General features: G+C 59.8%; 20 protein-coding genes and 7 pseudogenes. 16 read left to right on the top strand and 11 right to left on the bottom strand.

Annotated elements, in window-relative coordinates:
• Positions 1-39 precede the first annotated feature (39 nt).
• The gene (locus tag PZL22_RS29195) at positions 40-333 is read right to left on the bottom strand and encodes a type II toxin-antitoxin system RelE/ParE family toxin (RefSeq protein ID WP_010967243.1); all 294 of its coding nucleotides are present in this window, start codon (positions 331-333) and stop codon (positions 40-42) included.
• Positions 330-638: a type II toxin-antitoxin system RelB/DinJ family antitoxin gene (locus PZL22_RS29190; protein WP_010967242.1), complete on the bottom strand. Its 309-nt coding sequence runs from the start codon at positions 636-638 to the stop codon at positions 330-332. The genes PZL22_RS29195 and PZL22_RS29190 overlap by 4 nt, the downstream gene beginning before the upstream one ends.
• 424 nt (positions 639-1062) lie before the next feature.
• On the opposite strand from PZL22_RS29190, the gene PZL22_RS29185 reads away from it, so the two are divergent.
• From PZL22_RS29185 to PZL22_RS29145, 9 genes and pseudogenes are all read left to right on the top strand, one after another.
• Positions 1063-2064, top strand: coding sequence for a LacI family DNA-binding transcriptional regulator (locus PZL22_RS29185; RefSeq protein ID WP_041170005.1), 1002 nt, complete (start codon positions 1063-1065; stop codon positions 2062-2064).
• 179 nt (positions 2065-2243) lie between these two features.
• Positions 2244-3278, top strand: a complete 1035-nt coding sequence (locus tag PZL22_RS29180) for a sterol desaturase family protein (RefSeq protein ID WP_127701581.1) — start codon at positions 2244-2246, stop codon at positions 3276-3278.
• Complete coding sequence (locus tag PZL22_RS29175) at positions 3275-3586, top strand: Rieske (2Fe-2S) protein (RefSeq protein ID WP_127634532.1); 312 nt, start codon at positions 3275-3277, stop codon at positions 3584-3586. The genes PZL22_RS29180 and PZL22_RS29175 overlap by 4 nt, the downstream gene beginning before the upstream one ends.
• A gap of 74 nt (positions 3587-3660) precedes the next feature.
• Positions 3661-4608: a substrate-binding domain-containing protein gene (locus tag PZL22_RS29170; RefSeq protein ID WP_127668391.1), complete on the top strand. Its 948-nt coding sequence runs from the start codon at positions 3661-3663 to the stop codon at positions 4606-4608.
• Between the two features lie 59 nt (positions 4609-4667).
• On the top strand, positions 4668-5873 hold the full coding sequence (locus tag PZL22_RS29165) for an NAD(P)/FAD-dependent oxidoreductase (RefSeq protein WP_127668390.1): 1206 nt from the start codon (positions 4668-4670) through the stop codon (positions 5871-5873).
• A pseudogene (locus PZL22_RS29160) lies at positions 5870-6160 on the top strand (sugar phosphate isomerase/epimerase); the annotation flags it as partial. The gene PZL22_RS29165 and the pseudogene PZL22_RS29160, both read left to right, overlap by 4 nt.
• A gap of 327 nt (positions 6161-6487) precedes the next feature.
• Positions 6488-7927 (top strand): DUF7125 family protein, encoded by a 1440-nt coding sequence (locus PZL22_RS29155; protein WP_164830278.1) that lies wholly within the window; start codon positions 6488-6490, stop codon positions 7925-7927.
• Between the two features lie 6 nt (positions 7928-7933).
• On the top strand, positions 7934-8977 hold the full coding sequence (locus PZL22_RS29150; protein ID WP_127701582.1) for a sensor histidine kinase: 1044 nt from the start codon (positions 7934-7936) through the stop codon (positions 8975-8977).
• An 11-nt stretch (positions 8978-8988) separates the two neighbouring features.
• Positions 8989-9378, top strand: coding sequence for a response regulator (locus PZL22_RS29145; protein ID WP_010968081.1), 390 nt, complete (start codon positions 8989-8991; stop codon positions 9376-9378).
• A gap of 370 nt (positions 9379-9748) precedes the next feature.
• On the opposite strand, the gene PZL22_RS29140 is transcribed toward PZL22_RS29145, so the two are convergent.
• The 4 genes and pseudogenes from PZL22_RS29140 to PZL22_RS29125 form a co-directional block, all read right to left on the bottom strand.
• Entirely contained in the window at positions 9749-10792 is a 1044-nt protein-coding gene (locus PZL22_RS29140; protein ID WP_127701583.1) for a sulfate/molybdate ABC transporter ATP-binding protein, read from the bottom strand.
• Between the two features lie 81 nt (positions 10793-10873).
• Positions 10874-11899: a sulfate ABC transporter substrate-binding protein gene (locus PZL22_RS29135; RefSeq protein WP_127701584.1), complete on the bottom strand. Its 1026-nt coding sequence runs from the start codon at positions 11897-11899 to the stop codon at positions 10874-10876.
• A 558-nt stretch (positions 11900-12457) separates the two neighbouring features.
• Positions 12458-12649 (bottom strand): CsbD family protein, encoded by a 192-nt coding sequence (locus tag PZL22_RS29130; protein WP_010968084.1) that lies wholly within the window; start codon positions 12647-12649, stop codon positions 12458-12460.
• A gap of 705 nt (positions 12650-13354) precedes the next feature.
• Positions 13355-13531: pseudogene (locus PZL22_RS29125) on the bottom strand (acyl-CoA dehydrogenase family protein); the annotation flags it as partial.
• 11 nt (positions 13532-13542) lie between these two features.
• On the opposite strand from PZL22_RS29125, the pseudogene PZL22_RS29120 reads away from it, so the two are divergent.
• A pseudogene (locus PZL22_RS29120) lies at positions 13543-13803 on the top strand (NtaA/DmoA family FMN-dependent monooxygenase); the annotation flags it as partial.
• Between the two features lie 125 nt (positions 13804-13928).
• Here PZL22_RS29120 and PZL22_RS29115 read toward each other — a convergent pair.
• A complete protein-coding gene (locus PZL22_RS29115) occupies positions 13929-15323 on the bottom strand; it encodes a sulfite oxidase (RefSeq protein ID WP_164843115.1) in 1395 nt (464 codons plus the stop codon).
• Between the two features lie 433 nt (positions 15324-15756).
• Between PZL22_RS29115 and PZL22_RS29110 the strand changes: the two genes are divergently transcribed.
• On the top strand, positions 15757-16935 hold the full coding sequence (locus tag PZL22_RS29110; protein ID WP_164830277.1) for a Fic family protein: 1179 nt from the start codon (positions 15757-15759) through the stop codon (positions 16933-16935).
• 108 nt (positions 16936-17043) lie between these two features.
• On the opposite strand, the pseudogene PZL22_RS29105 reads toward PZL22_RS29110, so the two are convergent.
• Positions 17044-17938 (bottom strand): annotated as a pseudogene (locus PZL22_RS29105) (LysR family transcriptional regulator).
• 82 nt (positions 17939-18020) lie between these two features.
• Between PZL22_RS29105 and PZL22_RS29100 the strand changes: the two are divergent.
• Both PZL22_RS29100 and PZL22_RS29095 read left to right on the top strand, forming a co-directional pair.
• Complete coding sequence (locus PZL22_RS29100; RefSeq protein WP_164830275.1) at positions 18021-18947, top strand: NmrA/HSCARG family protein; 927 nt, start codon at positions 18021-18023, stop codon at positions 18945-18947.
• A 2-nt stretch (positions 18948-18949) separates the two neighbouring features.
• Positions 18950-19210, top strand: coding sequence for a DUF2798 domain-containing protein (locus PZL22_RS29095; protein ID WP_127668384.1), 261 nt, complete (start codon positions 18950-18952; stop codon positions 19208-19210).
• 26 nt (positions 19211-19236) lie between these two features.
• Here the strand turns inward: PZL22_RS29095 and PZL22_RS29090 are convergent.
• Both PZL22_RS29090 and PZL22_RS29085 read right to left on the bottom strand, forming a co-directional pair.
• Positions 19237-19801: pseudogene (locus PZL22_RS29090) on the bottom strand (UPF0149 family protein).
• Positions 19798-20031, bottom strand: a pseudogene (locus tag PZL22_RS29085) (transposase domain-containing protein); the annotation flags it as partial. The pseudogenes PZL22_RS29085 and PZL22_RS29090, both read right to left, overlap by 4 nt.
• 172 nt (positions 20032-20203) lie before the next feature.
• Here PZL22_RS29085 and PZL22_RS29080 point away from each other — a divergent pair.
• From PZL22_RS29080 to PZL22_RS29070, 3 genes are read left to right on the top strand one after another with little or no spacing between them, the layout of a single operon-like run.
• Positions 20204-21445 carry a site-specific integrase gene (locus tag PZL22_RS29080; RefSeq protein ID WP_284718732.1) on the top strand — a complete coding sequence of 414 codons (1242 nt, stop codon included), beginning with the start codon at positions 20204-20206 and terminating at the stop codon, positions 21443-21445.
• Positions 21446-21501: 56 nt separating this feature from the next.
• Positions 21502-22401: a tyrosine-type recombinase/integrase gene (locus PZL22_RS29075; protein WP_210212685.1), complete on the top strand. Its 900-nt coding sequence runs from the start codon at positions 21502-21504 to the stop codon at positions 22399-22401.
• A complete protein-coding gene (locus tag PZL22_RS29070) occupies positions 22394-23401 on the top strand; it encodes a tyrosine-type recombinase/integrase (protein WP_101780196.1) in 1008 nt (335 codons plus the stop codon). The genes PZL22_RS29075 and PZL22_RS29070 overlap by 8 nt, the downstream gene beginning before the upstream one ends.
• A 3-nt stretch (positions 23402-23404) precedes the next feature.
• Here the strand turns inward: PZL22_RS29070 and PZL22_RS29065 are convergent.
• Positions 23405-24100, bottom strand: a pseudogene (locus PZL22_RS29065) (IS66 family transposase); the annotation flags it as partial.
• Positions 24101-24143 lie beyond the last annotated feature (43 nt).

The raw sequence follows: 24143 nt of genomic DNA, 5'->3' as shown, positions 1-24143 counted from the left end.
GAATTGCTGGGGCCCACGACGCGATGAGTGAGGCTGCTTCTACCCGTCGTCGAGCTCGCTGGGCCACTTCTGGGCGCCGTGCAGGACACGCAGAATTCGAATTCTATCCTCCATTACCATGTAGGCTGCAATGTAGGGGGTCCGAGGGATAACAAGCTCTCGAGTTCCGGCAATCCGGCCAGGGCGGCCGCTTTCCGGAAAATCAAGCAGACGACGTACCGCGCTGACGATCTCCTCGTCGACGTGGACCGCCGCCCTCGGATTCTCCCTTTCGATGTAACTGAAGATGGTGTCGCGATCGTCAAGCGCATATCGCGCCCAGACGAGCCTCATCGATCACCCGCCGCAGCCTTGCGCAAAGCTGCCGCCCGGCGCTCTCGAAAGTGCGCATCGGCGTCGGCATCGTCGACGTCGGGTCGGGTATCCTCGAGTGCCCGCAACACTTTGGCGCGGAACCAAGCGTCGTGCGCCTCGCTGTGGCTGAAGAGTTCCAGCGGCAGGGCGCCCTCATTCGCCGTCCGAGTTAACAGGATTCGAACAGCGTCCGAGACCGTCAGACCCATGTTCTCTAAAACCGCCGTGGCGCGCTCTTTGACCTCGGCATCGATTCGAGTCTGAACAAGTGCATTTGAAGCCATATGCAATCTCCTTCATCGCCAAGGTAATGCACATGCACGACAAATTCTAGAGCCGCCGCAACTGTCTCATGGCCGAATCACCGACTCGGGCCGACGACAACGCCGTTCCTTTTGATACATTATGCGATCTTTTCAGCCCAGAAGCGTGACAATCCTCGCAACAATTCCTGCACACGGCTCGTGAAGAACTGAAGAACGGCTGCCTTCGACCCAAGGGGATCTCGCCACTAGCATCTGCAATTTCCGGTGAATGGCGCAAGGCAGACATGTCACGTGACCAAATTTCCCGCGGCCGTCTCCATTCGCCCCCCGCTTTTGACTTCCCTGCATACCTCTGTGAGGCTTGCGGGCTCACGTGTATGAGCAACGGACACGCGCATGGAATCGACCATGGTCGCGTCAGCCCATTAGAGGGTGCCGGAAAGTGAGCAAACCGAATTATCGCGACATCGCCCGCCATGCGGGCGTAGGGACCGCAACGGTCGAGCGCGTCCTGAACGGGCGCGGAGGTGTTCGCCCGGAACTGGTCGAAAAGGTGGTCGTTGCCGCGCGCGCACTGAACTACCCGCGCACGCTTCCCGACGCCCATCGAGGATTGCTGCGCATCGAAGTGCTGCTGGTCCGCCCCGAGACGACCTTCTATCGGCGGCTTTCGAAGGCGTTCGAAAGAATTGCCGACACCCTCGATCCTTTGGTGGTCGTACACCGCAGCTTCGCCGAAGAGATGAAGCCGGAAGAGATTGCAAGGCGGATCCTGTCCGCGGACCTCACCCGCGCCGGTCTGATCCTTGCCGTACCCAGCAGTCCGGTAATCAGCGCGGCCGTGGAGGCGGTCGTCGAGAGGGGCCTGCCGGTCGTCCATGTCGTGACCCGAGCCTCCGTAGATAAGGGGGAGTTCGTCGGCATCGATAACTACGCGGCCGGGCGGACTGCGGCTCACTTCATCGCCCGCATGGCGCGGGCCGAGGGGCCGGCCGTTGGACTATGCCATCCTATCTATCAGGTACACCGCGATCGCATCCGGGGGTTCTCCGACTACTTTCGCGACAAGCCCGGTCCCATTGCCTTCGATTGGCTCGGCTTCACTCGCGACGAAGAACACTACAGCGCCGAAACCCTGTCCACTGCACTTGAAATCTATCCGAACCTGGTCGGTCTCTATAATGCGGGCGGCGCGAACTCCGCTCTGATCGATGTACTTCGGCGTCATCGGCGCGGCCGGGATGTACTGTTCGTCGGGCACGAACTGACCGAATATACGCGCGCCGCCCTGCGCGAGGGCATTATGGATGTCGTCTTGGATCAAGCGCCCGAGGCCCAGGCCCAGCGTGCGCTCGATCTGATCCTGCGTCGCATCGGCTTGACGGCGATCGAACCGGATTACGCCCCCATTCGCTTCATCACCATCACGCCCGAAGGCCTTTGATCTAATTAGATCAAAGAAGGTCTCGAAGCTTGGAAGGCCTCCTGCTAACTTCGCGGCAAGGAGGAGAGCCTGAGTTGCAAGAGCAGCGCACCGGATCACGGCGCGACTGCATCGCTCCTTCCACCGTAAAAATTCGAACGGGCGCGGGACCTTCAATCCACCGCCCGAAGGAGAGCGCTATGGACGATCTCAAATATGGAACGCGCAACAAGCGCGGTGACTGGGCGCCGAACCAGCCGGTCGAAACCGCCCCCCTATTCGCCTTTCCGCCGCGCCTCAAGGCAGTCATAAAGTGGCTGCCGCACTACTTCTTTCCCTGGAACATGATCTTTGCGGCCTCGGCAGTGGCCTACTGGGCCTGGGTGATCCCGCCGGTGGAAAGGCTGCAGACACTCGGCATCGAGTGGATCGCGTGGCTTTACGTGGTGAACGCGATCTCGGTGTTTCTATTCTACGGCGCTTTCGAGCTGCATCTCTATGTCTTGAAACGGCAGGAAAACCGCTTCAAGTACAACGGCAGGTTCCCGGCCGATCAGAAAAGCAAGGCATTCTGGTTCGAAAGCCAGAACTTCGACAACATCCTGCGTACATTCCTCTCGGGCGTGACCATCTGGACCGCAGTCGAGGTCGCCATGCTGTGGGCCTATGCCAACGGTTATGCGCCCTGGCTCGACTTTGCGGAAAATCCCTGGACGGTCGCGTTGGTCGCGCTGGTGGTTCCGATCATCCACGAGTTCCATTTCTTCTGCATTCACCGGTTCATCCACACCCCTTTGCTCTACAAGTGGGTGCATTCGGTCCATCACAATTCAGTCAACCCTTCGCCCTGGTCCTCGCTATCGATGCATCCGGTCGAGCATCTGCTCTATTTCGGAACGGCCTTCTATCACCTAATCCTGCCCTCCAATCCGGTGCTGATGCTCTATCAGCTTCATTACGCGGGCTTCGGGGCCATTCCCGGCCATGTCGGCTTCGACAAGGTGGAGATCGGCGAGGATAAACTGGTCGATAGCCACGCCTATGCTCACTACCTGCACCACAAGTATTTTGAGGTGAACTACGGCGATACCTTGATCCCGCTCGATAAGTGGTTCGGCACCTGGCACGACGGCTCCGCGGAGGGCGAGGCGCGGATGCAGGAACGCTACCGCAGGAGGAAGGAAAAACTCGCGGTCCGCAAGGCGCGCGTCGGAATCGGGGAGGCTGCCGAATGACCTGGGTTTCAGCCTGCAAGCTTGACGATATCGAACAGGAAGGGGCCATCCGCTTCGACCACGGCGGACGCACCTACGCGATCTATCGCGGGCCGGACGACAGCGTTTACTGCACCGCAGGGCTCTGCACGCACGAGGCGATCCATCTCGCGGACGGACTGGTCATGGATTTCGAGGTGGAATGTCCCAAGCATTCCGGCGCCTTCGATTATCGCACGGGCGCGGCCATCCGGCTTCCCGCCTGTGAGAACCTGAAAACCTATCCGGCGGAAGTGGTCGACGGAGAGGTGCGCGTGGCTCTGGCCTAGGCCACCAACATCAAGCTGGCCAGGTGGGCCTCCGGGATCGAAGTGGGTGGCCCGGCACCCGATGGGAGGATGAGATGAAAACGAGTTTTGTGGCGGCTGTCCTGGCCGCCGCCCTGATGGCGGGTACCGCATCGGCCGAGACGATCGGCGTGTCGATGCAGAGCTTCGATAACAACTTTCAAACGCTGCTGCGCGAGGGGCTCGATGCAAGAGCTTCCAAGGTGAGCGGGGTCAACCTTCAGATCGAGGATGCTCAGACAGACATTTCCAAACAGCGCAGCCAGGTGGACAACTTCATCGCCTCGGGGGTGGACGCAATTATCATGACCTTGGCGGATACGTCAGCCGCCGCGGGCATAAGCGAGGCTGCGAGCAAAGCAGGGATTCCACTCGTCTACCTCAATCTCGAGCCGGAAAATCTCGATCGGCTGCCTGAGAAGCAGGTCTATGTCGGTTCGAAGGAGACCGACTCGGGAAGGCTCGGTGCCGAGGCCGCCTGTGACCTGTTGAAGAAAATTGGCAAGGTGAGCGATGCGCAGGCCTACATCTTGATGGGCGATTTGGCTCACCAGGCGTCGCGCGATCGCACCTCGTCGGTCAAGGAAACGCTGGTGCAAGGCGATTGCAAGGGCGTGACCATCGCCGACGAGCAGTCCGCCGCCTGGACGCGCACCAATGCGATGGACCTGACCACGAACTGGGTCACCGCCGGTCGCCCGATCGACGTGATCTTCGCCAACAATGACGAGATGGCGATCGGCGCGATCCAGGCGCTCAAGGCCGCAGGGATGTCGATGGACGATGTGATCGTCGTCGGCATCTATGCGACCCAGGATGCGCTTGCGGCAATGGCGGCGGGCGATCTGGACGTGACGGTATTCCAGAACGCCAAAGGACAGTCGGCAAATGCCGTGGATGCTGCCGTCGCGCTCGCTCGGGGGAAAAGCGTCGACAGGGAGGTTTGGGTGCCCTTCGAACTCGTGACGCCCGAGAACATGGACCAGTACAGCCAGAAGAACTGATCCCCCTGACCGGCGCACCTGCCCTGTATGCGCCGGTTCATTTTCACTTGGAGAATGCGATGGACGGTATCTTCATCATTGGTGCCGGGGAATGCGGCACCCGAGCAGCATTCGCGCTGCGCGAAGCAGGCTATTCCGGATCGGTCACGCTGATCGGAGCCGAGCCCCATCTGCCCTATGAACGGCCGCCGCTTTCGAAGCCCATGAGCGGTGCGGTGCAGATGAAATTGATTTGCGCGAAGGAATCGCTGGAGGCGGCCGGCATCGACTATCTTCAGGGTGTGTCGGCCTCGAAGCTGGACGCCGGCGCCGGAATCCTGACCTTAAGCGACGGGCGGGTGTCGAGGTACGAGAAGCTGCTCCTCGCCACGGGCGCACGTCCGAGACGGCTCGCATGCCCAGGCGCGGAACTCGCGCTCGACTTCCGCACCCATGCCGACGCCGAGGCGATTTTCGCCAATATTGCGCCAGGGCGGAGCGTTGCGATCATCGGCGGCGGTTTGATCGGAATGGAGCTTGCGGCGGTGCTTCGCGGAAAAGAGGTCCCGGTCAGCGTGATCGAAGCCGCGCCGAAACCTCTCGGACGAGCCGTCCCTCCGCGCTTTGCCGAAAAGCTGCACGCCAGGCATGCGGCCGAAGGCGTGCGGTTCCATCTGGGCCGGGCTGTCATGGCAATCAGCGACGATGGGGTTGCTCTGACCGATGGGAGCATGGTGCCCGCCGATCTCGTCGTTAGCGCCATCGGCGTTTTGCCTGAAACCGCGCTGGCGGACGCCGCAGGACTGGCCACGGGTAACGGAATCCTAACCGACGGGCGTCTCCGCACCAGTGCACCAAACGTTTTCGCCGCAGGTGATTGTGCGGCGGTGGCGCAACCAGGTGGCGGACACACTCGATTTGAAAGCTGGCGGAATGCGAGGACACAGGCCGAGACCGTCGCCCGGAACATGGCCGGTGCCACCGAGACTTTTACCGCCATCCCGTGGTTCTGGTCCGATCAGTACGACCTTGGACTCCAAGTCGCAGGGCTCCCGCAGCCTGCGCAAAAGAGCGTCGTCCGTTCAGTCGCGACCGGTGAGCTTCAGTTCTACCTGGACGATGGGCGCCTTGTGGCTGCGGCGGGGCTTGGCATCGGCAATGGCTTGGCCAAGGACATCAAGCTGGCCGAGATGTTGATTGCCTCTGGAACGAAGCCGGAGCCCGCAGCATTGGCCGACCCAGGCTTGAACCTCAAGGCGCTGTTGAAGAGCGCACGGGCGGCATGATGCAAAAGCTGCTGATTTTCCAGTCGCTCTGGGCCATGGAACGCCGGCACACGGACGGACACGAACGCAGTCTCGATGAAAACATCGCAGCGATTTCGGGGGCTGGGTTCGATGGGATCAGCGCTCATTATACCAATCGACACGATGTCGTGCGCCTCAACGAGGCCATCCGCGGCAGCGGCCTGAAGATCGAAGGCGTCTGCTTCCCGCATTCCGTCGAGGATCTGCGCCTACCGCTGGAGCTTGCCGCGGAATTCCCGGTAAGCCACATCAATCTTCAACCCGACCACGCCGCGGAGCCCGGCTGAGACTGGCGGCCGTCGCTGCCGGTCCAGCGTGGGTTGATCAACATTCCGCCCCTATCGATCCCTAACATTTCAGCGAATGCCGTGAACCGCTTGCTTGCCTTATAGAGACGGCTCTCGGCCGTTACGAAGATGGAGCCGCTGCTCTTATGCTGTTTCGTAGGATGCACGGTGAGGCGGGTTAGCACTGCGCGACCCGCAGGCTTTAGTGGCTCGCCGTCCTTCTGCTCTGTTTAGAACTCGAAATCATACCTGGACGCCCTAACTTCCATTCTCGTCTTCAATGTTGAACATCATCGAGAGGTGAACGTGGCAGAGCGCAAGAAGCAGACAGTGGTGAGCTCTGGTATCTCTGGGCTAGACGAAATCCTCCGCGGCGGCTTGCCAGCATCAAATCTCTACATCGTTCAGGGCGCACCGGGGTCGGGCAAGACGACCGCGGCGCTGCAATTCCTCCGCGCTGGTGTCGCGCAGGGCGAGCCCTGCATTTATGTCAGCCTGTCTCAGACCAGAGCCGAGTTGGAGGCGATCGCGCTGTCGCACGGCTGGACCCTCGATGGAATCCGCGTGGAGGAACTTTCCGCTTCAGATTCGATAAACCGGGCCGCCGACCAGACCATCTTCCAGACGACTGAACTCCGTCTGGACGAGACGAGAAAAGCGATCGAAAGCGCAATTGAAGAGCATAAGCCGAGCCGATTGGTTTATGATTCCCTGTTGGAAATCCGGCTGATTACCGCCGATTCACCCCGATTCCGACGCGAGCTGATCGCCTTCAAAGCGTTCCTCGCCCAGCGCAACATCGTGGCACTGTTGCTCGACACGCAAACCTCCGAGACGGATCGAACGGGCGAAGAGGTCGACGGCATCGCCCACGGGGTCATTCGCCTGGACAAATCACTCGAAGAATATGGGGGCGTTCGCCGCCGCATTGAGGTGAGTAAGATGCGTGGCGTTCCCGTCGCCGATGGCTATCACGACATGGCGATCCGCGAGGGCGAAGGCGTCGTCGTGTTCCCGCGAATCGTACCGGGTGCGGCGGCGAGAACCGTCAAGCCGCAGCTGATCAAGTCGGGTGTCGATACTCTGGACGAAATGTTCGGCGGCGGGCAGGAATCGGGAACGACAACGCTCGTCATAGGCCAGGCGGGCACCGGTAAATCGACGATGGCGTCGCTCTATGCGACTGCAGCCCTCAAGCGCGGTGAAAGTGTTGGGCTCTTCCTGTTCGAGGAACGAATCGAGACATTCTTCCGGCGCTCCGAGGGGCTGGGAATGGCTCTGCGTCAGTTCCATGAGGATGGCCAGCTGATCCTCCGCGACTTCAATCCCAACGAGATCTCGCCGGGAGAGTTCGGCCAGATCGTCCAGCAATCGGTGAACAGTGAAAAGGTGAAGGTCGTCGTAATCGACAGCTTCACTGGATATTTGAATTCGCTGCCACATCGTGAGAAAGCGGTTCGCGACATACAGTCGCTCCTCAAATATCTCGCCCGGGCCGGCGTCCTCACAATTCTCATCGTCGCGCAACACGGTCTGCTCGGCCAGGGCGTAGGCATTGACGTCGATGTGAGCTTTCTGGGTGACACCGTGCTTCTGCTGCGAATTGCGGAACACGAGGGCAGGCTCCGGCGCAGCATCACGGTCGTGAAGAAGCGGCATGGCCCGCACGATCTCGATGTACGCGAATTGTTCATTCAAAGCTCGGGCGTCTCGGTGATCGCGTATAACCCGCTCCCGGAGGTGTGATCGCTCGTGGACGCGACCGACAGCCCTCTCGACTGGGTGTTGACGATGGCTCCTTATCGGCGCGACGCCGAGCATTTGGAAGCGCTCTTGGCCCAAAATGGCTTGCCCGTCCGGCGCGCGGAGGGCGTGGAAGAGCTGACGGCGCTGTTGGAACAGGGTCCAGGAGTTCTTGTCGCGACCCACGAGGCGCTTAATCCGGAGGTCCTGGAGGTGATCCGCCGGTATTTGATCGACCAGCCTGAGTGGTCTGAGATGCCCCTCGTCATCCTGCTGGATCGCGCAGTGCCTCAGGCCCGCGTCCGCGCCGAGCTGTCGGCAGCCTGGCCCCGCTCACGCCAGCTCTATTACCAGCGTCCTGTCACCACGCTGGAATTGCTAAGCGGTATCCAGTCGATTCTGCTGGCGCGTCTGCGTCAACGCGACATACGCGATCGCATCGAGCGCGAGATCGAACTGCGACGCGAGCTCAACCATCGAGTAAAGAACATCTTGGCCAGCATTTCCTCCATCTTCCAGATGACCCGGCGACGCGCTGTTTCACTCGATGAGTTCGCCGAAGATTTCGCGGGCCGGCTCGCGGCGCTTGCCAACGTACATTCGGCGGTCTTTCAGGCGGACGGTGAAGCGGTCGAATTCTCCAGCGTTGTTGAACTGACCTTCAGTCCATACCGAGTAAGAGGCACGGATCGCCTCGTCTTCACAGGTCCAACGGTCCTGCTGCGTCCGGATGCAGCGACCACGCTTGCGCTTTGCCTCCACGAGCTGGCGACCAACGCGCTCAAGTATGGTGCGCTCTCGACACCAGAAGGCCGGGTCAGCTTGCAATGGTCCGTTGCGCAAGAGGCCGATCTGCTGAGCTTTGAATGGGTCGAGAGTGGAGGTCCGTCAGTGTCGGAGCCGTCGAGGAGTGGATACGGAACGCGGTACATCCGCTCGGCGTTGTCTAGTCAGTTTGGCACGCCGCCGGTCATCCTGTTTCATCCGCAGGGATTGCGTTGCATCGTATCGGGCCCGCTTTCGCGCGTATCACCGAGGCAGCCGGAGGTATAGGAGATTAGGGTATGGCTCCTTCCGTGTCGCCGTTGCGGATATTCTATCTCGAAGACAACCCGCTGATCGTCTTTCACATTGAGGCGATGATCGAGGATCTGGGGTATGTCTTTGCGGGCTCCGCCAGCAGCTTCGCCGACCTGGTTGGCAGGATAGAGACGATCGAGGTCGACGGGGTGCTGGTAGATATCGATCTGGCCGATGGGCGCACCGGCCCGGCTGCCGCAAAGTGGCTTCGCCAGCGCGGCATTCCAAGCATCTTTGTCACCGGACAGGAAGCGATCGCCGCTGAGTATCCGGAGACAGCGCTCGCAACGATAGGCAAACCGGTGTCGGAAAGCGAACTCGCCGAGAAACTAGAACTGTTTCGGCTCACCAGCTCCACCAGCAAGACGATCTAACAATTCATTGCCCTTTGGCTTGGGCGCCGCATCTCGCGATCAGTCGGCGGCGCCGCGGCATTCTGCTTCAGCCACTGCACCAAAATGGCCATCCGCAATCTGCTTGGGTCTGCACAGAAATTCCAACCGATCATCCCGGTCTTGCTTAAACTCCCTGGATGATCACCAGGAGGTACGACTTGAGGCGGGAAACTAGGCGCGACCTGGACGGTCTTCGACGTCTTTAGCGGGTTGTCGGCCATCCACCCCCACGATGAAAGGATGCTGGGAACTATCCGCATCGGAGGCGCACGAGCTGCTAGATCTGCTAAATTTGCAGACTGCCTTAAGTCCACGGCTTGAAATCGACGTCATGAACGCTCCTTCCAGGCTACTCGCCACAAAACAGCTTCCACTTCGTGGGGCGGAGCGCGATACAGGTGCGGTCGGCCGAGGACGCCAGCTCGGGCGGCAACTCAACCTCGATCGACGACTGTGTCTTGCCGAGATCCAATTCGAGGTGGCGCGTGCCCGCTACACGCCGACTCGCCGTGACACGCCCGGCGAGACAGCCACTGCCACCCTCAATGAGCTCGACGTCGTGCGGGCGGAAGAAGAGGGTTGCCTGCCCGTCCGGCTCGTTCGCGGCGCGAAGACCGATTGGGCGGCCCTCGAACCAGATCTCACCATTGGCAAGCGTGACGTTGAGACAATTGGACTGACCGATGAAGCCGTAGACGAAAGGCGAGACGGGGTGATCGTAGATCTCGTCGGGGGTGCCGACTTGCTCGATCGCGCCCTTGCTCATCACTACGACGCGGTCGGCAAGCTCGAGTGCCTCTTCCTGGTCATGGGTGACGAAGAGGGTCGTGTACCCGGTGCGGTCGTGGATTTCGCGGAGCCACCGGCGGAGTTCCTTGCGAACCTGCGCGTCGAGCGCGCCGAAGGGCTCGTCGAGCAGCAGCACGCTCGGTTCGACCGCCATAGCGCGGGCGAGCGCCACCCGCTGCCGCTGGCCCCCAGAAAGCTGGGCCGGATAGCGTTTTTCGAGCCCAGAGAGCTGCACCAAGTCGATGAGGTCGAGCGCACGACGGCGGATCTCTGCGGCGGGCGGCCGCCGGTTGGCGGGCCGTACCTTGAGCCCGAAGGTGACATTGTCGAGCACCGTCATGTGACGGAACAGGGCGTAGTGCTGGAAGACGAAGCCGATATTGCGCTCCTGGACGGTCCTCTTCGATGCGTCCTCGTCGCCGAAGAAAATCATGCCCTCGGTCGGGCTTTCGAGGCCAGCAATTAGCCTGAGCAGCGTCGTCTTTCCTGAACCCGACGGGCCGAGGAGCGCAATCAGCTCGCCGGAGAGGATGTCGAGTGTGACGTCGACGAGCGCCGGGAAGCGGCCGAATTCTTTCTGGAGGCTCTCGACCCGGACTTCCATCTCTGTGCGCCTTTCAATGTCTTCGACCAGCCGCAAATCGTCACTGTCGCAAAGGCCAAATACGGCGCCGCCGAGCGCTGACTATCGTCCGGGACTATAGATACGATCGAAGATACCGCCAGCGCCGAAGAACTTCGGCTGAGCTTCCTTCCATCCGCCGAACTCGTCAATGGTGACCAGTGTGAGATCGGCGAAGCGGTCGATGTCCTTCTGATCCGCTGCCTCGGGCTTGAACGGCCGATAGTAGTGTTTGGCGACGATCTTCTGCCCCACATCACTGTAGAGATAATTGAGGTAGGCTTCTGCCATCTTGCGCGTGCCGTTACGGTCGACATTGCCGTCGACAAGCGCCACCGGCGGCTCGGCTCTGATCGAAATCGAGGGCGTAACGATATCGAAGTTGTCGGGGCCGAGTTCTTCGAGCGCGAGGTAGGCTTCGTTTTCCCAGGCGAGCAGCACGTCGCCGAGACCGCGCTGGACGAAGGTGGTCATCGCTCCCCACGCGCCAGTGTCGAGAGCGAGAACATGCTTGAAGAGTTGCGCCACATATTCCTCCGCCTTGGCATCGTCGCCGTTGTTCGTCGCCCGCGCCCACGCCCAGGCCGCCAGGAAATTCCAGCGGGCGCCGCCCGAGGTCTTCGGGTTAGGCGTGATCACCTGGATGCCTTCCTTGGTCAGATCGCTCCAATCCCTGATGCCTTTCGGGTTACCCTTGCGGACGAGAAAGACGACCGTCGAGGTGTAGGGAGCGCTGTCGTTCTCAAGACGGGTTTTCCAATCAACAGGGATCTTGCCGGTGGCCTGCGCAATCGCGACGATGTCCGCTTCAAGCGCGAGCGTCACCACATCGGCGTTCAGGCCGTCGATCACCAAGCGCGCCTGCTTTCCGGAGCCGCCATGCGATGTCTGGATCGTCACCGTCTCGCCCGTATCCGCCTGCCATTTTTCGGCAAAGGCGGCGTTGAATTCCTTGTAGAGTTTCCGTGTCGAGTCATAGGACACGTTCAGGATCGTCGTGTCCGCCTGAGCGAGACCGATATAACCGAGCTGCAGCATTCCGACCAGAAGAGCTCGTTTCACGACTTCGGCAAGTCTAGCGGTTCGCATATCAACCTCCTTGCTTAGCTGGATGAAACTACCCCCCGAACGCCAGACGGGAAAGCCGAGATGGAGGCGATTGTGCGGCGCCCGTGCGCAATGTGCCATACGTGATCGGCGCGCTCAAACTCGCTTTTCCTGCGCATGGATGGTGGCAAGCCGATTGAGCGACGAAGCGACCGATCCGGAAGGTGGAACCACCGGCATCCATCGTGCGATTATCGGATGGTGGCGCCTAGACAACATGGCGCTGGAGCCGCTCTTCAACCCGACTGATTGATTGAAAGGGTGCGATTGTCTTATCTGCAGCGACGCCTCAGGCCCATCGTGTAAGCCCACGGGTCTGTATCGAACTTGATTGCAGGGATAATCGGTTGAGGCGCGGCTATATCCGGATAGTCGGAGAACTTCACGATCGTCGGCTGGCTTGAGGCCATGATGGCGCGCCGTCTCTGCACGTCAGCTCCGGCCAGAAAGATTGCCGGAGCGGCCGGGGACCCTCATTCTTCACCCGAAGCGGCCCGGCTGGCGCGGGAACAGGTTGGCACCAACCGCAGCTTCACTGCTTTAAGTCTTGTCGACAGCGCCTTTAACTGCGTCCTTTAACTTTCCCTTGGCTTGCTGGGCACCGCCCTTTGCCTCTTGCGCTGCGCCTTTGGCGCGGAGCGAGTTGTTGTCGGTTGCATCGCCCGCGGCCTTCTTGGCCTTACCAGCGAGCTCATTGGCCTTGCCGGCCACTTTGTCCTTTGCACTGCCCATGGGGGTCTCCCGGTTTGGAGGACGCGACTTGCGCCGCCACAGACGCTCGAACGAGCGGCTCGGCGCTTTTGTTCCCACTTGATCTGGATCAGCCAGCACGCATCAGCACAGGCTGCGGTCCTCCAACCGTTTGCCGAGATCCTCGCACTTGGAATCCGAAGTGGTCAGCTCCACGATCCAACTTTCGCCTCCGGCACGGGAAGCTTAGCCCAACCGGCAATGATTGGAGAGGATCAGGAATTCCGCTCGCGTGGTGGCCAAAGACCCAACGGCGTCGTCGGTTGCCGCGCCATTGTGAGGCTTGGTATTCCCGCATGCGACTCGTTCCCGATTGCCGTTGACTCGGTACATATGCGATCTTCGAAGCACGAAATTGGAACGTTGGGCGAATGAAGGACGTATGCGCCACTCGCGATTGTGTTGTTCACAGCCCTGACCCCTGCCAGACCGCTATGCTTGGGACGTTTCGAGACGGTTAGGCAGCGAAAGCCAGATGGCGCTTGTGCCTCTGGGAGGAGGCGCGGCAGATGGCCTTCGCCCGTACGTGCTCAACCAACACGAAGCTATCCGCCTGAACGTCGCGGACCTCTCCGTCTCTTTTTCGAGGACGGGGTTTCACTGTCTCGAACATCACGAAGCATTAGCGTTCACCATGGGAGAGCGTGCGGCCCCCTGTCTTGAGAGGGTGATGCTTGCGGGGCCCCCTCAAAACACCTTCCCTTCCCTCAGATGCGTGGTCGTGCCGTTCAGCAGATAGTCGCCCAGCGCACGCGATTTGTGCAGCAACGGGTTGTGGTTGAGTATCGTGCGGATATTGCGCCAGTGCCGATCGAAGTTGTTGTTGCGGGAGGTCGCCGACCCGCCTCCGAGCTCGAACATGCGCCCGGCGCTTCGCAAGGCAAGTGGTACGCCGCTCCGAGGGCCATCATCGGCTACTGATCGGGACCGCAGAAGAGGTAGCTGATGCGCTCATTGATTTATGGGACGACGGCACCGTCGACGGCTACACGCTTCAGCCGCCAAGAGCACCAGACGATATCGAGGAATTCGGGGACAAAGTAGTCCCGATCCTCCAGGACCGCGGAGTTTATCGCAGCCGTTACGAGGAGCGCACCGTCCGCGAACGCTACGGTTTGCCGTTTCCAGCAGACTGAGGATAGGCCTTGTCGACCCGGCGTCAGAGGGCAAGCGGCTTGTCTTCCCGATTGCGAAAACTGGCTCTCACCACCTTTTCACCGCACATGAAGCAACGCCGGTTTGAAACGCGTGCTTTCCGCCTTCAGATTACCCGCGCTGCAACAGAGTGGATCGAGTTGTTGCCGTAGCCCAGACGGTTCCACTCAGCGTGCTCGGGTTGGGTCCGGCCCGTCATGTCGGTGGCGCGCGCCCGTACGGTGAGTGGCCCCGTCTCCTCAAGTCGCGTGATCAACTCCCACCATTGCCACGCAGAGCGTCGTCGTTCGCCAACGAGCCGCGCCTCGCGCCACGGGCTGCCGTTCAGGCTTACATCGACCCTGGAGATGTTCCCGGCACCCGACCACGCGACCCCACGGATCGCGGTGTCGCCGCGCGGCAGGTTCTCCCCCTCTTCAGGCGAAGATATCAACGCTCGCACGTTCATCAGCTTCACCTGCGCGCGCTCATTGTGCCCGTTTCGCACCCAATGGTACCAGTATTTCTCAGCCTGATAGTATGCCTCGCAGGGTTGGTCGGTAACGACAATCTCGGTCAGCCACTTGACGGACGCTACCGCATACCAACCGGACACGATCAGCCGCAATGGATAGCCATGAGGTGGTGACAGCGTTTCGCCGTTCATCTCATAGGCAAGAAGCGCATCCGTTTCACGAATCTGGTCGAGGCTGAGGCCGCGTTCGAAACGAACCGGCGCGTCGTGCCCGTCGACGACCCCGCTGTCGGCACCGCGGAAGGTGAGTTCGGTCGCGCCGGCTCGCAGTCCCGCTCGCTCAAGCACTTCCATCAGGCGAACGCCGGTCCACTCGGCAGTGCTGACGGCGCCCAGTCCCCAGGCTTCGCCGGGCACGGCCGGATCGAACAGGCTACGGCCGTTGCCAGCGCATTCCAGCGTCACAACCTGGCTTTCGGCATGAAGATTGTGAAGCTCCCTCATGCTCAGTTTCAGTGGTCTTTCGACCAGCCCGCCGATCGAAAGCCGGTAGTTGTCACCGCCAAGGTTCGGGATATCGAAGTGGTTCCGCAGGTAAAACCGACCGTTTGGCATCACGGCACCGCCTGCAAGGTCCGGCACCGAGGTCTCGCCATTCAACGGATTGACGCTGTGAATGAGAAGGCCAGCCTCGACAGCATCCTGGCAGGCGTCTGCGGGATCGAGCACCTCTGCCGAGACGTCCACTGGACGTTCTTCGCAGCCGCCGCTCGAAACCATCGCGGCGCAAGTCATCGCTGCCGTCACTTCGACGTTGCCGGCTTGACGGAGAGGCGCCAAAAAAGCCTGAAGGATGGCCTCATCCGCTGCTTCGGCAATGAAGAACAGCGAATGTGAGCCCTGTGCGACGGCTTCCCCCTTGATCAGCACACCGTGGCGAGCAGCGCTCGGCCGGCTCAAATGGTTCAACAGCATCGTGCCCTTGGCTGGATCGCGCGCGGGACAGGTTTCGGGCGAGTGCTGATGGTGCACAATGAACAAAGGCAATGGGACCTCCATACTCGGGCAGCAGCGAACCGTCAGGTCGGTCTGATACGATCAGTGGTGGTCCTTCGGCCACTTCAGCACCCCCGCATGATCAGATAGAACCGCGCGGCCTCCCGGCCAGGATTAGACGCCGGAATTTTGGGTGAACATGTCTTGTCAGCCGCGCTAGGAATAGGTCGGCGGTTGATGTTGTGAGGCCGAAGGTCCGCTTTGGACCGGAATCCGAGAGAAATCCCCCGACTTGAACCGAATCGGCACGTAGACACGCAAATAGTGATGGCCGAGATAACCCTTGTCTCGAAGCGGTTCGAATAGAAGCTGTGATGAGCGACCGAATTAAATAAGCGATCTCACTAATTAACGAAAACGGGATTTCATTTATTAACTGGACATGCTAATTAAAGGCGACAAACTTAGCCAAACTGGAAAGTGCATGAGGAACGAGACCGCTGGCCGCCTTGGTCGTTTTGTGGAGACCGCTGTTGGCGGCGAGCGTGTGAAGGCGTTTGTACCCCCACCTCTTCCTCCCAATCCCCCTCTTGAAATCACCGGCCTCTTGACGCGACTCAGCGCCGCCGAGCGCGCTCTGGGACGACTTGATGGCGTTTCCATCCTGCTGCCGAATAAGGAGCTCTTCCTGTACATGTATGTACGCAAGGAGGCTGTCCTTTCCTCCCAAATCGAGGGCACTCAGTCGACGCTGTCCGATCTCCTTCGCTTCGAGACAGAGGCGATCAGCGGCGAACCTGTCGACGACATCCGCGAAGTCTCGAACTATGTTGACGCCATGATGTTCGGTCTAGAGCGAATGCGGCAGTTGCCCCTGTCACTGCGCCTCATCCGGGAAATGCACCAGCGGTTGCTGGATAGCGGTCGCGGCGGCAGAAGGAGCCCTGGCGAATTCCGCACCTCACAGAATTGGATCGGCGGCACGCGGCCCGGAAACGCCATGTTCGTGCCTCCTCCAGCGAATGAGGTCATGACTTGCCTCGGTGACTGGGAAAGGTTCATTCATGAGGAGACGCCGAGCATTCCGCCGCTGATTAAGGCCGGCCTCATCCATGTCCAGTTTGAAACCATCCATCCTTTCCTAGATGGAAATGGCCGCCTCGGTCGACTTCTGATCGCACTGTTCCTTTGCGCGACCGGCGTGCTTCAACAACCTCTGCTCTATCTCAGCCTTTATTTCAAATCGCGGCGGCCCGACTACTACCGGCTTCTACAGGAAGTCCGAGAATATGGAACGTGGGAAGCCTGGCTGGAGTTTTTCCTGGACGGTGTGGCCGAAACAGCAGATCAAGCTTTCGAGACAGCCAACCGTATTGCACGACTATTTCACGACGACAGGGAACGGATCGTGAGAGAATCCGAACGTACAGGATCGGTCCTTCAGATCCACGAAATCATGCGCACGAGCCCCTATCTGACCGCAGCGTCCGCGGCGAAGCGAAGCGGTCTCACAGTGCCGACCGTGAACGCTGCACTGGACCAACTACAGAGACTCGGCGTCGTCGAAGAAGCCACCGGACGGCGCCGTGGCCGAGTGTTCGTGTATCGAGCTTATATGGACATCCTCAGTGACGGCGCGGGCACTAACGCTGCTCGTTCATAAGGGGCGGTTCCTGTTGATACTTTATGCGATTTTCGATGGAGAGGACGAGCGCGATAACGACGCGCCCGAAAATCTGGCTCATCTCCGATGCCCCTGAGGGCATACGTATCAAAGGTCATCGAGTCTGAGCCGCATGGCTAGGAGGTCAACGAACGCGCGCACCTTCGCGGGCGGACGTGTACTTTCTTGCCAGAGGGCATGAATCGGCACTGGCTTGGGCTCAAACTCCTGCAATACGATTTCTACCTGCCCGGCATCCACAAGATGCCTGATCTCCCACAGAGGAGAATATCCCAACCCTAGGCCACTTCTTACAGCAGAATAAATCGCTGCCATTGCATTGGAGCGAAACGAACCCCGGACTCCAACCATCCGCCTCTTTCCATCAATTTGGAAGGCCCACTGCCCCGGTCTGTTGCCGATTGTTCTGACGATGCAGGCGTGCTGGCGCAATTCCGCAGGATGTTCTGGCCGGCCATTCCGAGCAAAGTAGGAGGGTGCTCCGAACACCACCCGCCGTAGCGCACCCAATCTTTTACTCTGCAGGTTGGAATCAGGCAGGTCGGCAATGCGGACCACTACATCTATCCCTTCGCTTGCAAGGTCGACGAACGCATCTGTCAAACTTAGATCGACCTCGGCCTGCGGATAGCTTTCAATGTATTCCGCGACGATCGGAACTAGAAAGTCTGGCCCGAACAGCATTGGTGCACCCACGCGCAGAATTCCGGATGGTCCAGTCCTGCGACCAGCCGCCTCAAGTTGGGCCTCTCTGATTTCCAACACCGCTGGCTTCACCCGCCGATAAAAGGCCTGACCAGCCTCGCTGAGCGCAGAATGTCGTGTGGTGCGGTGAACAAGCTGAAGTCCAACGTCAACTTCAAGTGATGTAAGGGGAGCGGCTCACCGCTTGCAGCGAGCGATTGAGACGAGTCGCAGCCCGGGTAAGGCTACCACTTTCCGCCATATGGATGAATGCTTCAAGGTCTTCGAGGCGACTCATATTATCTCGCATATTGTGATTCTATCTCCATCGCGACGTCAATTGTTACGTCTTCCACAGGAAATTAAAGTGCTCCCGCGTCATGAAATTTGCAAAGGACACGCTTATGGTATTGAACCAACCAAAGATCCTCGTTGTTGGAGCCACCGGCAAATTCGCGCGCTGGGTTATTCCCGAACTGATGCGCCGCGACACTGTCGTCCATGCGCTCGTGCGCAACGACGCACGGGCAGCCGTCGCCCGCTCGCTGGGTGTGGCCGAGGTTTTCATTGGAGACCTCCGCAATACGGACAGTCTTGCCGAGGCAACGCGAGGCATGGACGGTGTCTTCCATATTGGCCCCGCGTTCACACCTGACGAAGCAGCAATGGGGATTGCCATCGTCGAGGCCGCAGAGCGAAACGGTGTGAAGAAGTTCGCCTTCTCGTCGGTGATCCAGCCTACGAACACGCGCCTGAAGAACCATGCGAGCAAAATCCCGGTCGAGGAGGCGCTTTACTCGTCACGGCTCGAATATACAATCCTGCAGCCGGCGAACTTCATGCAGAACATCGGGATCGCGTGGCCATCGATCATTCTGCATGGTCGCTTCGGAGAGCCATTCCCGGAAGACATCAAGATCGCTCGAGTTGATTACCGCGACGTCGCCGAGGTCGCAGCCATTGCACTTACGGAGGACAAGCTGGCATTTGCCACGCTTGAGCTGGCGGCAGGTATGTTCAGCCGTAATGACGTTGTTGCGGCTATCTCGGCAGAGCTCGGACGCCCGATAGAAGCGTTTGAGCCCAGCTTCAGCGAGTGGGTGCAGAGCGCCCGTCTACCTTACAGTGAGCAGCAGATGCACCTGCTCTCAAAGATCCACGAGCACTACAGAAACTACGGACTTGGGGGAAATAGCCTTTCGTTGACCGCTGCGTTGGGCCGCGAACCTCGTTCGCTGCGTGATTATATTCGGGAGTTGGCACGACAGAACGATCCGTTAACGCCCCATCTCGCTAAGGATTCGTAGTCATGCAAATCGACCGTGAGCAATTGATGCGAAGAAAGCTCCCGCCGGGCTATGCGAGAGTTGTGATGCCACTTGTTCTGTCCATCTTGATGTCGGGGGTCGTATCGGCAGTGGCTACCGCTAGTAACATAGGGCCAGGAGCCAGCTTTACTGCGGCCTGGCCGAATGCGTGGGTCGCCTCATGGATGGTCGCATTTCCCACGCTACTCGTCGTGTTACCACTCGTGCGTCGTGAGCGCAACGAATGGCCCACGGCTTCATGATTGACGGATAGGTTTCTGGCGCTCGGTCAGAACTTCTGCTTTGCCCGCTTCGGCATAAAGTAGGTTCGGATATTGACGAGTGCTTCGGCGACGTCAGCAGCATCCTGGCTTGTCACTTTCCGTTTTGCCTCGCCGAGCTTGCGGATGGGTGCGATGATATCCCCCAGTGACGGCATGACCACGAAGAACCGGCTGCCAAAGCCTCGGCGCGTATCCAGTTCCCAACAAAAAGCAGAGGTCCCAATCGAAGATATCAAAGGTCTGATCATCGATCCGGGTGAACCGGGGCCGGTGGTCTTTCGGTGTTTCGGAAAGGCTAGCCGAGATGCGGTTATATTCCGCAACAATGGTCTGTACGGCCCGATGCTCGGTCGTTTCCATCGGCAGGTTCAGGGCATCCGGACCGGTCAGTTCCGGGAGCCATTTGCGTGGGTCGATGAACTTCGGTCCGATGATGAGAGCCGTAAGATAACCATCGAGACCGCTCATTGACCAGATTGGCGATGCTGGACGGCGTGCCCTGATAAACGCCTCGAACGCCTTGTCATCGAGCTTCGGTCGTGCCGTCGTCCCTTGGCTGTTCTGTGTCATGCCGCCCGTCGCTCCTGACGTGCAATGGCCTCGCGTTCGGCCTTCCAGGCCCATGGGAAGAGCGTATCCATCCGGTTCGCGGGCACCTTGCCCGAGATGATGCGCTCAAGCACATCGGCAAGCCAGACCTCGGGGTCAACACTATTGAGCTTTGCTGTGTTGACGAGCGATGCCAGGACCGCGAAGGACTTGCCACCGCGTTCGTTGCCCACGAACAACGAGTTCTTTCTCTTATGCAAAGGTTTGCATAAGAGGAATTATGCGAAGCTCTTGATTATGCGTAGGCTCTCTGGCTCCTCGGCAAATAACCTTTGTTTTACAGCGATTTCGAAAGCAGCGTGACGTTTCCAACTGAGCATAATTTCATTCTCCCTGCTCCAATCACTGGAAGGGGAGATCTCCATGAAGCCCATCATTTTGCAGCCTGGACCACAAGCATGGCTGTCGTCCAGCATTCTGTCCGCCTACCAAGACCGCTACGTCGCTCCTCTACGGCAAGACCGGTACGCGCACAACGTGATCCGCGTCTATCTTGCAAGCGTTGCACATTTCGCACGCTGGCTTGACGAGCAACACATTGGCCTTTCATCGCTGTGCACGGCGGTGCTGGATCGCTTTCTTAACGACCACCTGCCAATTTGCAGTTGTCGACAGCCGGTTCGTCGGACGCGGCATGAACTACGGACCGCCATTCGCCACCTTCTAAGACTACTGGAGACCGAGAGAGACATTCGGCCGATCGACGAGCAAGACGCACTCAGCAGAGATCTGGCCAGGTTCGATGCCTACATGCGTGACGTCGCAGGCTTAGCGGAGACCACACGGCGGCAACGCGGGTTGATTGTCGGCAGATTCCTCGCTCAAACTTTCGGCTCGGACGATATCGACGTCACGAAGATCGATACCGTAGCCATGAGGCGGTTCGTCCTGGGTGAAGGTCGCGATTGGGGCGCCGGGGCGGTGCGCGTCGCTGGCAGTTCGATAGGCTGTTATCTGAGGTACCGCCAGATGTGCGGTGACGAGGTCGCCAAGCTTCTGCAAGCCATCCCACGCGCGGCGAACTGGCGTCTGGCGTCACTGCCCGACACGTTGTCACCAGCCCAGATTGACGCGCTTCTAGGATCGTTCGATGCGGGTCTGCCATCTGGTCGGCGGGCCTATGCCATCCTCAGATGTGTCACAGACCTTGGCCTTCGCTGTGCGGAAGTGGTCAAGCTGCGCATCGAGGATATCGATTGGCAGAACGGAACAATCACAATCGCGCGCTCCAAGACGCATTTCACAGACTGTCTGCCGCTACCCAGGGCAACGGGTGAGGCAATCGCCGACTACGTCAGGCACGAACGGCCCGAGACGGTAAGCCGCGCGGTCTTCGTCCGCCATGTCGCACCCTATGATCGGCCGGTCCAGGCGGGAGTAGCCCAGCGAGCAATCATCGCCGCGTTTCGGCGGTGCGGTTGGGATCGCAGCGATCCGCATGTTCTACGCCATAGCGTAGCGAGCCGACTGTTGCGCGAGGGCACACCGATGAAGCACATTGCCGATATCCTACGCCATCGCAGCCTCGACACTTCAAAGATCTACACCAAGATCGATTTCGACCGGTTGTCGGCTGTCGCTCTGCCATGGCCAGGGAGGGCGTAATGACGACGATGGTGACAATGAAGGAACATGTCGCCGCCTACCTGCTCGAGCGGTCCATGCTCGGCTTCAGCGTCAGCGGCCCCAATGCTCAACTGCTGAGTTCCTTTGCCGATTTCGCTGACGAGCAGGACTGTCGCAGGCTAACCAGTGACCTCATCATCAACTGGGCAAAGGACAGATCGCGCATCAATCAACCCTTCACCTGGGCAGGAAGACTGGCAATCGTGAAGCCGTTTGCGGCCTACATGACGCGCCTGGATCCAGCGACGGAGTTTCCGGCGAGCCCGATATTCGGCAAGTCACGGCGGCGGTTGACGCCCCACATCTATACCGACGACGAGATCCTCGGTCTTCTGGCCGCCGCCCGAGCTCTCCAAGCAAAAGGCGAGTTGCGATCGGTCGTGTTCGAGACACTGATCGGATTCATCGCCGCAACCGGCCTGCGCATTTCGGAGGCGATCAACCTGCGCTGCTGTGATGTCGACATCGAAGCTCGCTGCGCAACGGTTCGCATGACCAAGTTCCAAAAGTCTCGGCATGTACCATTTCATCGGTCGGTCACCGAGGCACTTGAGTCATATCTACAGATCCGAGGACGCTTCGTGAGGCAAGAGGCGGAGCAAGCCTTCTTCACCGTCGCAGGTGGCCAAAACCTCAAAAAGCGCACCGTCCACGGCGTCTTTCAACGACTGCGCGCGGCAGTCGGTATCATTCCGCGCGGCTCCCATTCGCATGTTCGCATTCATGATCTGAGGCACACCTTTATTTGCCGACGGTTGGAGCGCTGGCAGGCCGAAGGATGCGACATCGATAACGCCATCGCCGCGCTCTCGACCTATGTCGGCCACGCCAAGGTATCGGACACCTATTGGTACATGAGCGGCATCCCCGATCTGATGGCCATCGCCGGATCACGCTTCGAAGGCTTCGCACTCGGGGAAGACAGCTATGTCTGATCATAACGCGCCGTCCCTTTCCACCCTCGTCCAACGGTTCTTTCTCGAGCATCTTGGTCAACATCGCGCCGTCAGCCGCGAGACGGTTGCCGCCTATCGCGACACGTTGAGACTGCTCTTGGGCTTCGCAGCACAGCGATTGCACCGAACGCCAAGCGCGATCACGCTGCTGGAACTTGATGCGCCGTTGCTCCTAGCGTTTCTTGATCATCTCGAGAAGGAACGTGGCAACAGTGTGCGAAGTCGCAATGCGCGCCTCGCGGCCATACGGACTTTCCTAAAATACGCTGGACATCACGATATCGGTGCTCTGGCTACCATCGAACGGGCGCTCGCAATCCCGCAAAAGCGATTTGAGCGGCCGATGGTCGGCTTTCTGTCGAGAGACGAGATCCGCACCATCATCGAGGCCCCGGACGCCAAAACTTGGGCTGGCCAAAGAGATCGTGCCATGTTCAGCACCCTGTACAATACAGGCGCGCGCGTTTCCGAGATGATTGCAATGCGCTGGGGCGATGTTGTGCTCGAAGGACAGCCGGCTGTCCATTTACATGGCAAAGGCCGTAAGGACCGATCAGTGCCGTTGTGGCGAACAACGGCGGCGCTGCTTCGTAGTTGGCGCCGGCGGCTCGGTGAGCCCCCGGCCGATGCGATGCTGCTTCCGAACCGCAGCGGTGACCGGATGACACGCTCGAATGTGACCCAGCGGCTACAGCTTGCGGTCGAGGTGGCCGCGTGCAAGCACCCGGCGCTCATCGGTCGGGCAGTAACACCGCACGTTATCCGCCACACGACAGCGATGCATCTGCTGCAGTCCGGCGTGGATATCACCGTCATCGCCCTCTGGCTCGGCCACGAGGACACCGCGACGACGCACATGTACGTTGAAGCGGACCTCACCATGAAAGAGAAGGCGTTGATGAAGCTGCAGCCCGCCGGCGCCTCTACTGGACGTTTCCGAGCTTCCGACGAACTGATAACCTTTCTACGATCGCTCTGATTATGTTGAGATTATCGTGGCGGAAACGGCCGCCGTGCTGTTTCCGCCACGATACCTGCGCATAATCCTGAGCTTGGCATAATTCCTCGTCAGAGCCACCGATTTCATTGAACGCTCGACCACATTGGAGTCCGCTTCGATCCGGCCATCCTCCAGGAAGGCTGCCAGCCCGTTCCAATGATTGAGCGCGTAGGAGACGGCCTTGCCCAGCGCCGATTTTGACGACACCTCTTCGCTCAGTTCGGTGAGCTGGACCTTCAGTTCTCGCATGATGGGTGCTGTCTCGCGACGCCGTACCGTGAGCCGGGTATCGGCACTTTCGCCGCGCAGTTTCGCCTCGATGCGATAGACCTCGGCGATCCTGGCCAGGATCGACAGCGCCTCCGAAGAGCCGGTCAGCTTGACGACATCGACGAACTTGCGTCGCGCGTGAGCAAGGCAGAACGCCAGCCGCATGGGGGCGATATTGCTCTTCCCCCGGCGCTTGGCCAAGGTTTTATAGGCCCGGTATCCATCGACCTGAAGTACGCCGGCAAACGACGACAGTTGCCCCTCGACCTCGCGAGCGCTGCGGCTTTCAGCAAAAGTATAGGCCACCGCCGGCGGCGCCGGACCATTCCATGGCCGGTCGTCGACCGCCTGCGCCCAGAGTTGACAAAGCTTGGTGCGTTTGCGTCCCGGATCGAGCCGCGGAAGCGGCGGGTGAGTAGGCCGGAGGGATTTCACCTGCCGGCCTCTCGTA

Source organism: Ensifer meliloti, assembly GCF_030064585.1.
Classification (GTDB): Bacteria; Pseudomonadota; Alphaproteobacteria; order Rhizobiales; family Rhizobiaceae; genus Sinorhizobium; species Sinorhizobium meliloti.
Note: the sequence above shows the minus strand (reverse complement) of the source record. Positions and strands in the feature narration are given on the sequence as shown.

What these genes read in the sequence shown, in the direction of transcription:
- PZL22_RS29195 (WP_010967243.1), bottom strand. Translation starts at nt 333, where the DNA reads ATGAGGCTCGTCTGGGCGCGATATGCGCTTGACGATCGCGACACCATC.
- PZL22_RS29190 (WP_010967242.1), bottom strand. Translation starts at nt 638, where the DNA reads ATGGCTTCAAATGCACTTGTTCAGACTCGAATCGATGCCGAGGTCAAA.
- PZL22_RS29180 (WP_127701581.1), top strand. Translation starts at nt 2,244, where the DNA reads ATGGACGATCTCAAATATGGAACGCGCAACAAGCGCGGTGACTGGGCG.
- PZL22_RS29175 (WP_127634532.1), top strand. Translation starts at nt 3,275, where the DNA reads ATGACCTGGGTTTCAGCCTGCAAGCTTGACGATATCGAACAGGAAGGG.
- PZL22_RS29170 (WP_127668391.1), top strand. Translation starts at nt 3,661, where the DNA reads ATGAAAACGAGTTTTGTGGCGGCTGTCCTGGCCGCCGCCCTGATGGCG.
- PZL22_RS29165 (WP_127668390.1), top strand. Translation starts at nt 4,668, where the DNA reads ATGGACGGTATCTTCATCATTGGTGCCGGGGAATGCGGCACCCGAGCA.
- PZL22_RS29145 (WP_010968081.1), top strand. Translation starts at nt 8,989, where the DNA reads ATGGCTCCTTCCGTGTCGCCGTTGCGGATATTCTATCTCGAAGACAAC.
- PZL22_RS29140 (WP_127701583.1), bottom strand. Translation starts at nt 10,792, where the DNA reads ATGGAAGTCCGGGTCGAGAGCCTCCAGAAAGAATTCGGCCGCTTCCCG.
- PZL22_RS29135 (WP_127701584.1), bottom strand. Translation starts at nt 11,899, where the DNA reads ATGCGAACCGCTAGACTTGCCGAAGTCGTGAAACGAGCTCTTCTGGTC.
- PZL22_RS29130 (WP_010968084.1), bottom strand. Translation starts at nt 12,649, where the DNA reads ATGGGCAGTGCAAAGGACAAAGTGGCCGGCAAGGCCAATGAGCTCGCT.
- PZL22_RS29110 (WP_164830277.1), top strand. Translation starts at nt 15,757, where the DNA reads ATGAGGAACGAGACCGCTGGCCGCCTTGGTCGTTTTGTGGAGACCGCT.
- PZL22_RS29100 (WP_164830275.1), top strand. Translation starts at nt 18,021, where the DNA reads ATGAAATTTGCAAAGGACACGCTTATGGTATTGAACCAACCAAAGATC.
- PZL22_RS29095 (WP_127668384.1), top strand. Translation starts at nt 18,950, where the DNA reads ATGCAAATCGACCGTGAGCAATTGATGCGAAGAAAGCTCCCGCCGGGC.
- PZL22_RS29080 (WP_284718732.1), top strand. Translation starts at nt 20,204, where the DNA reads ATGAAGCCCATCATTTTGCAGCCTGGACCACAAGCATGGCTGTCGTCC.
- PZL22_RS29075 (WP_210212685.1), top strand. Translation starts at nt 21,502, where the DNA reads ATGCTCGGCTTCAGCGTCAGCGGCCCCAATGCTCAACTGCTGAGTTCC.
- PZL22_RS29070 (WP_101780196.1), top strand. Translation starts at nt 22,394, where the DNA reads ATGTCTGATCATAACGCGCCGTCCCTTTCCACCCTCGTCCAACGGTTC.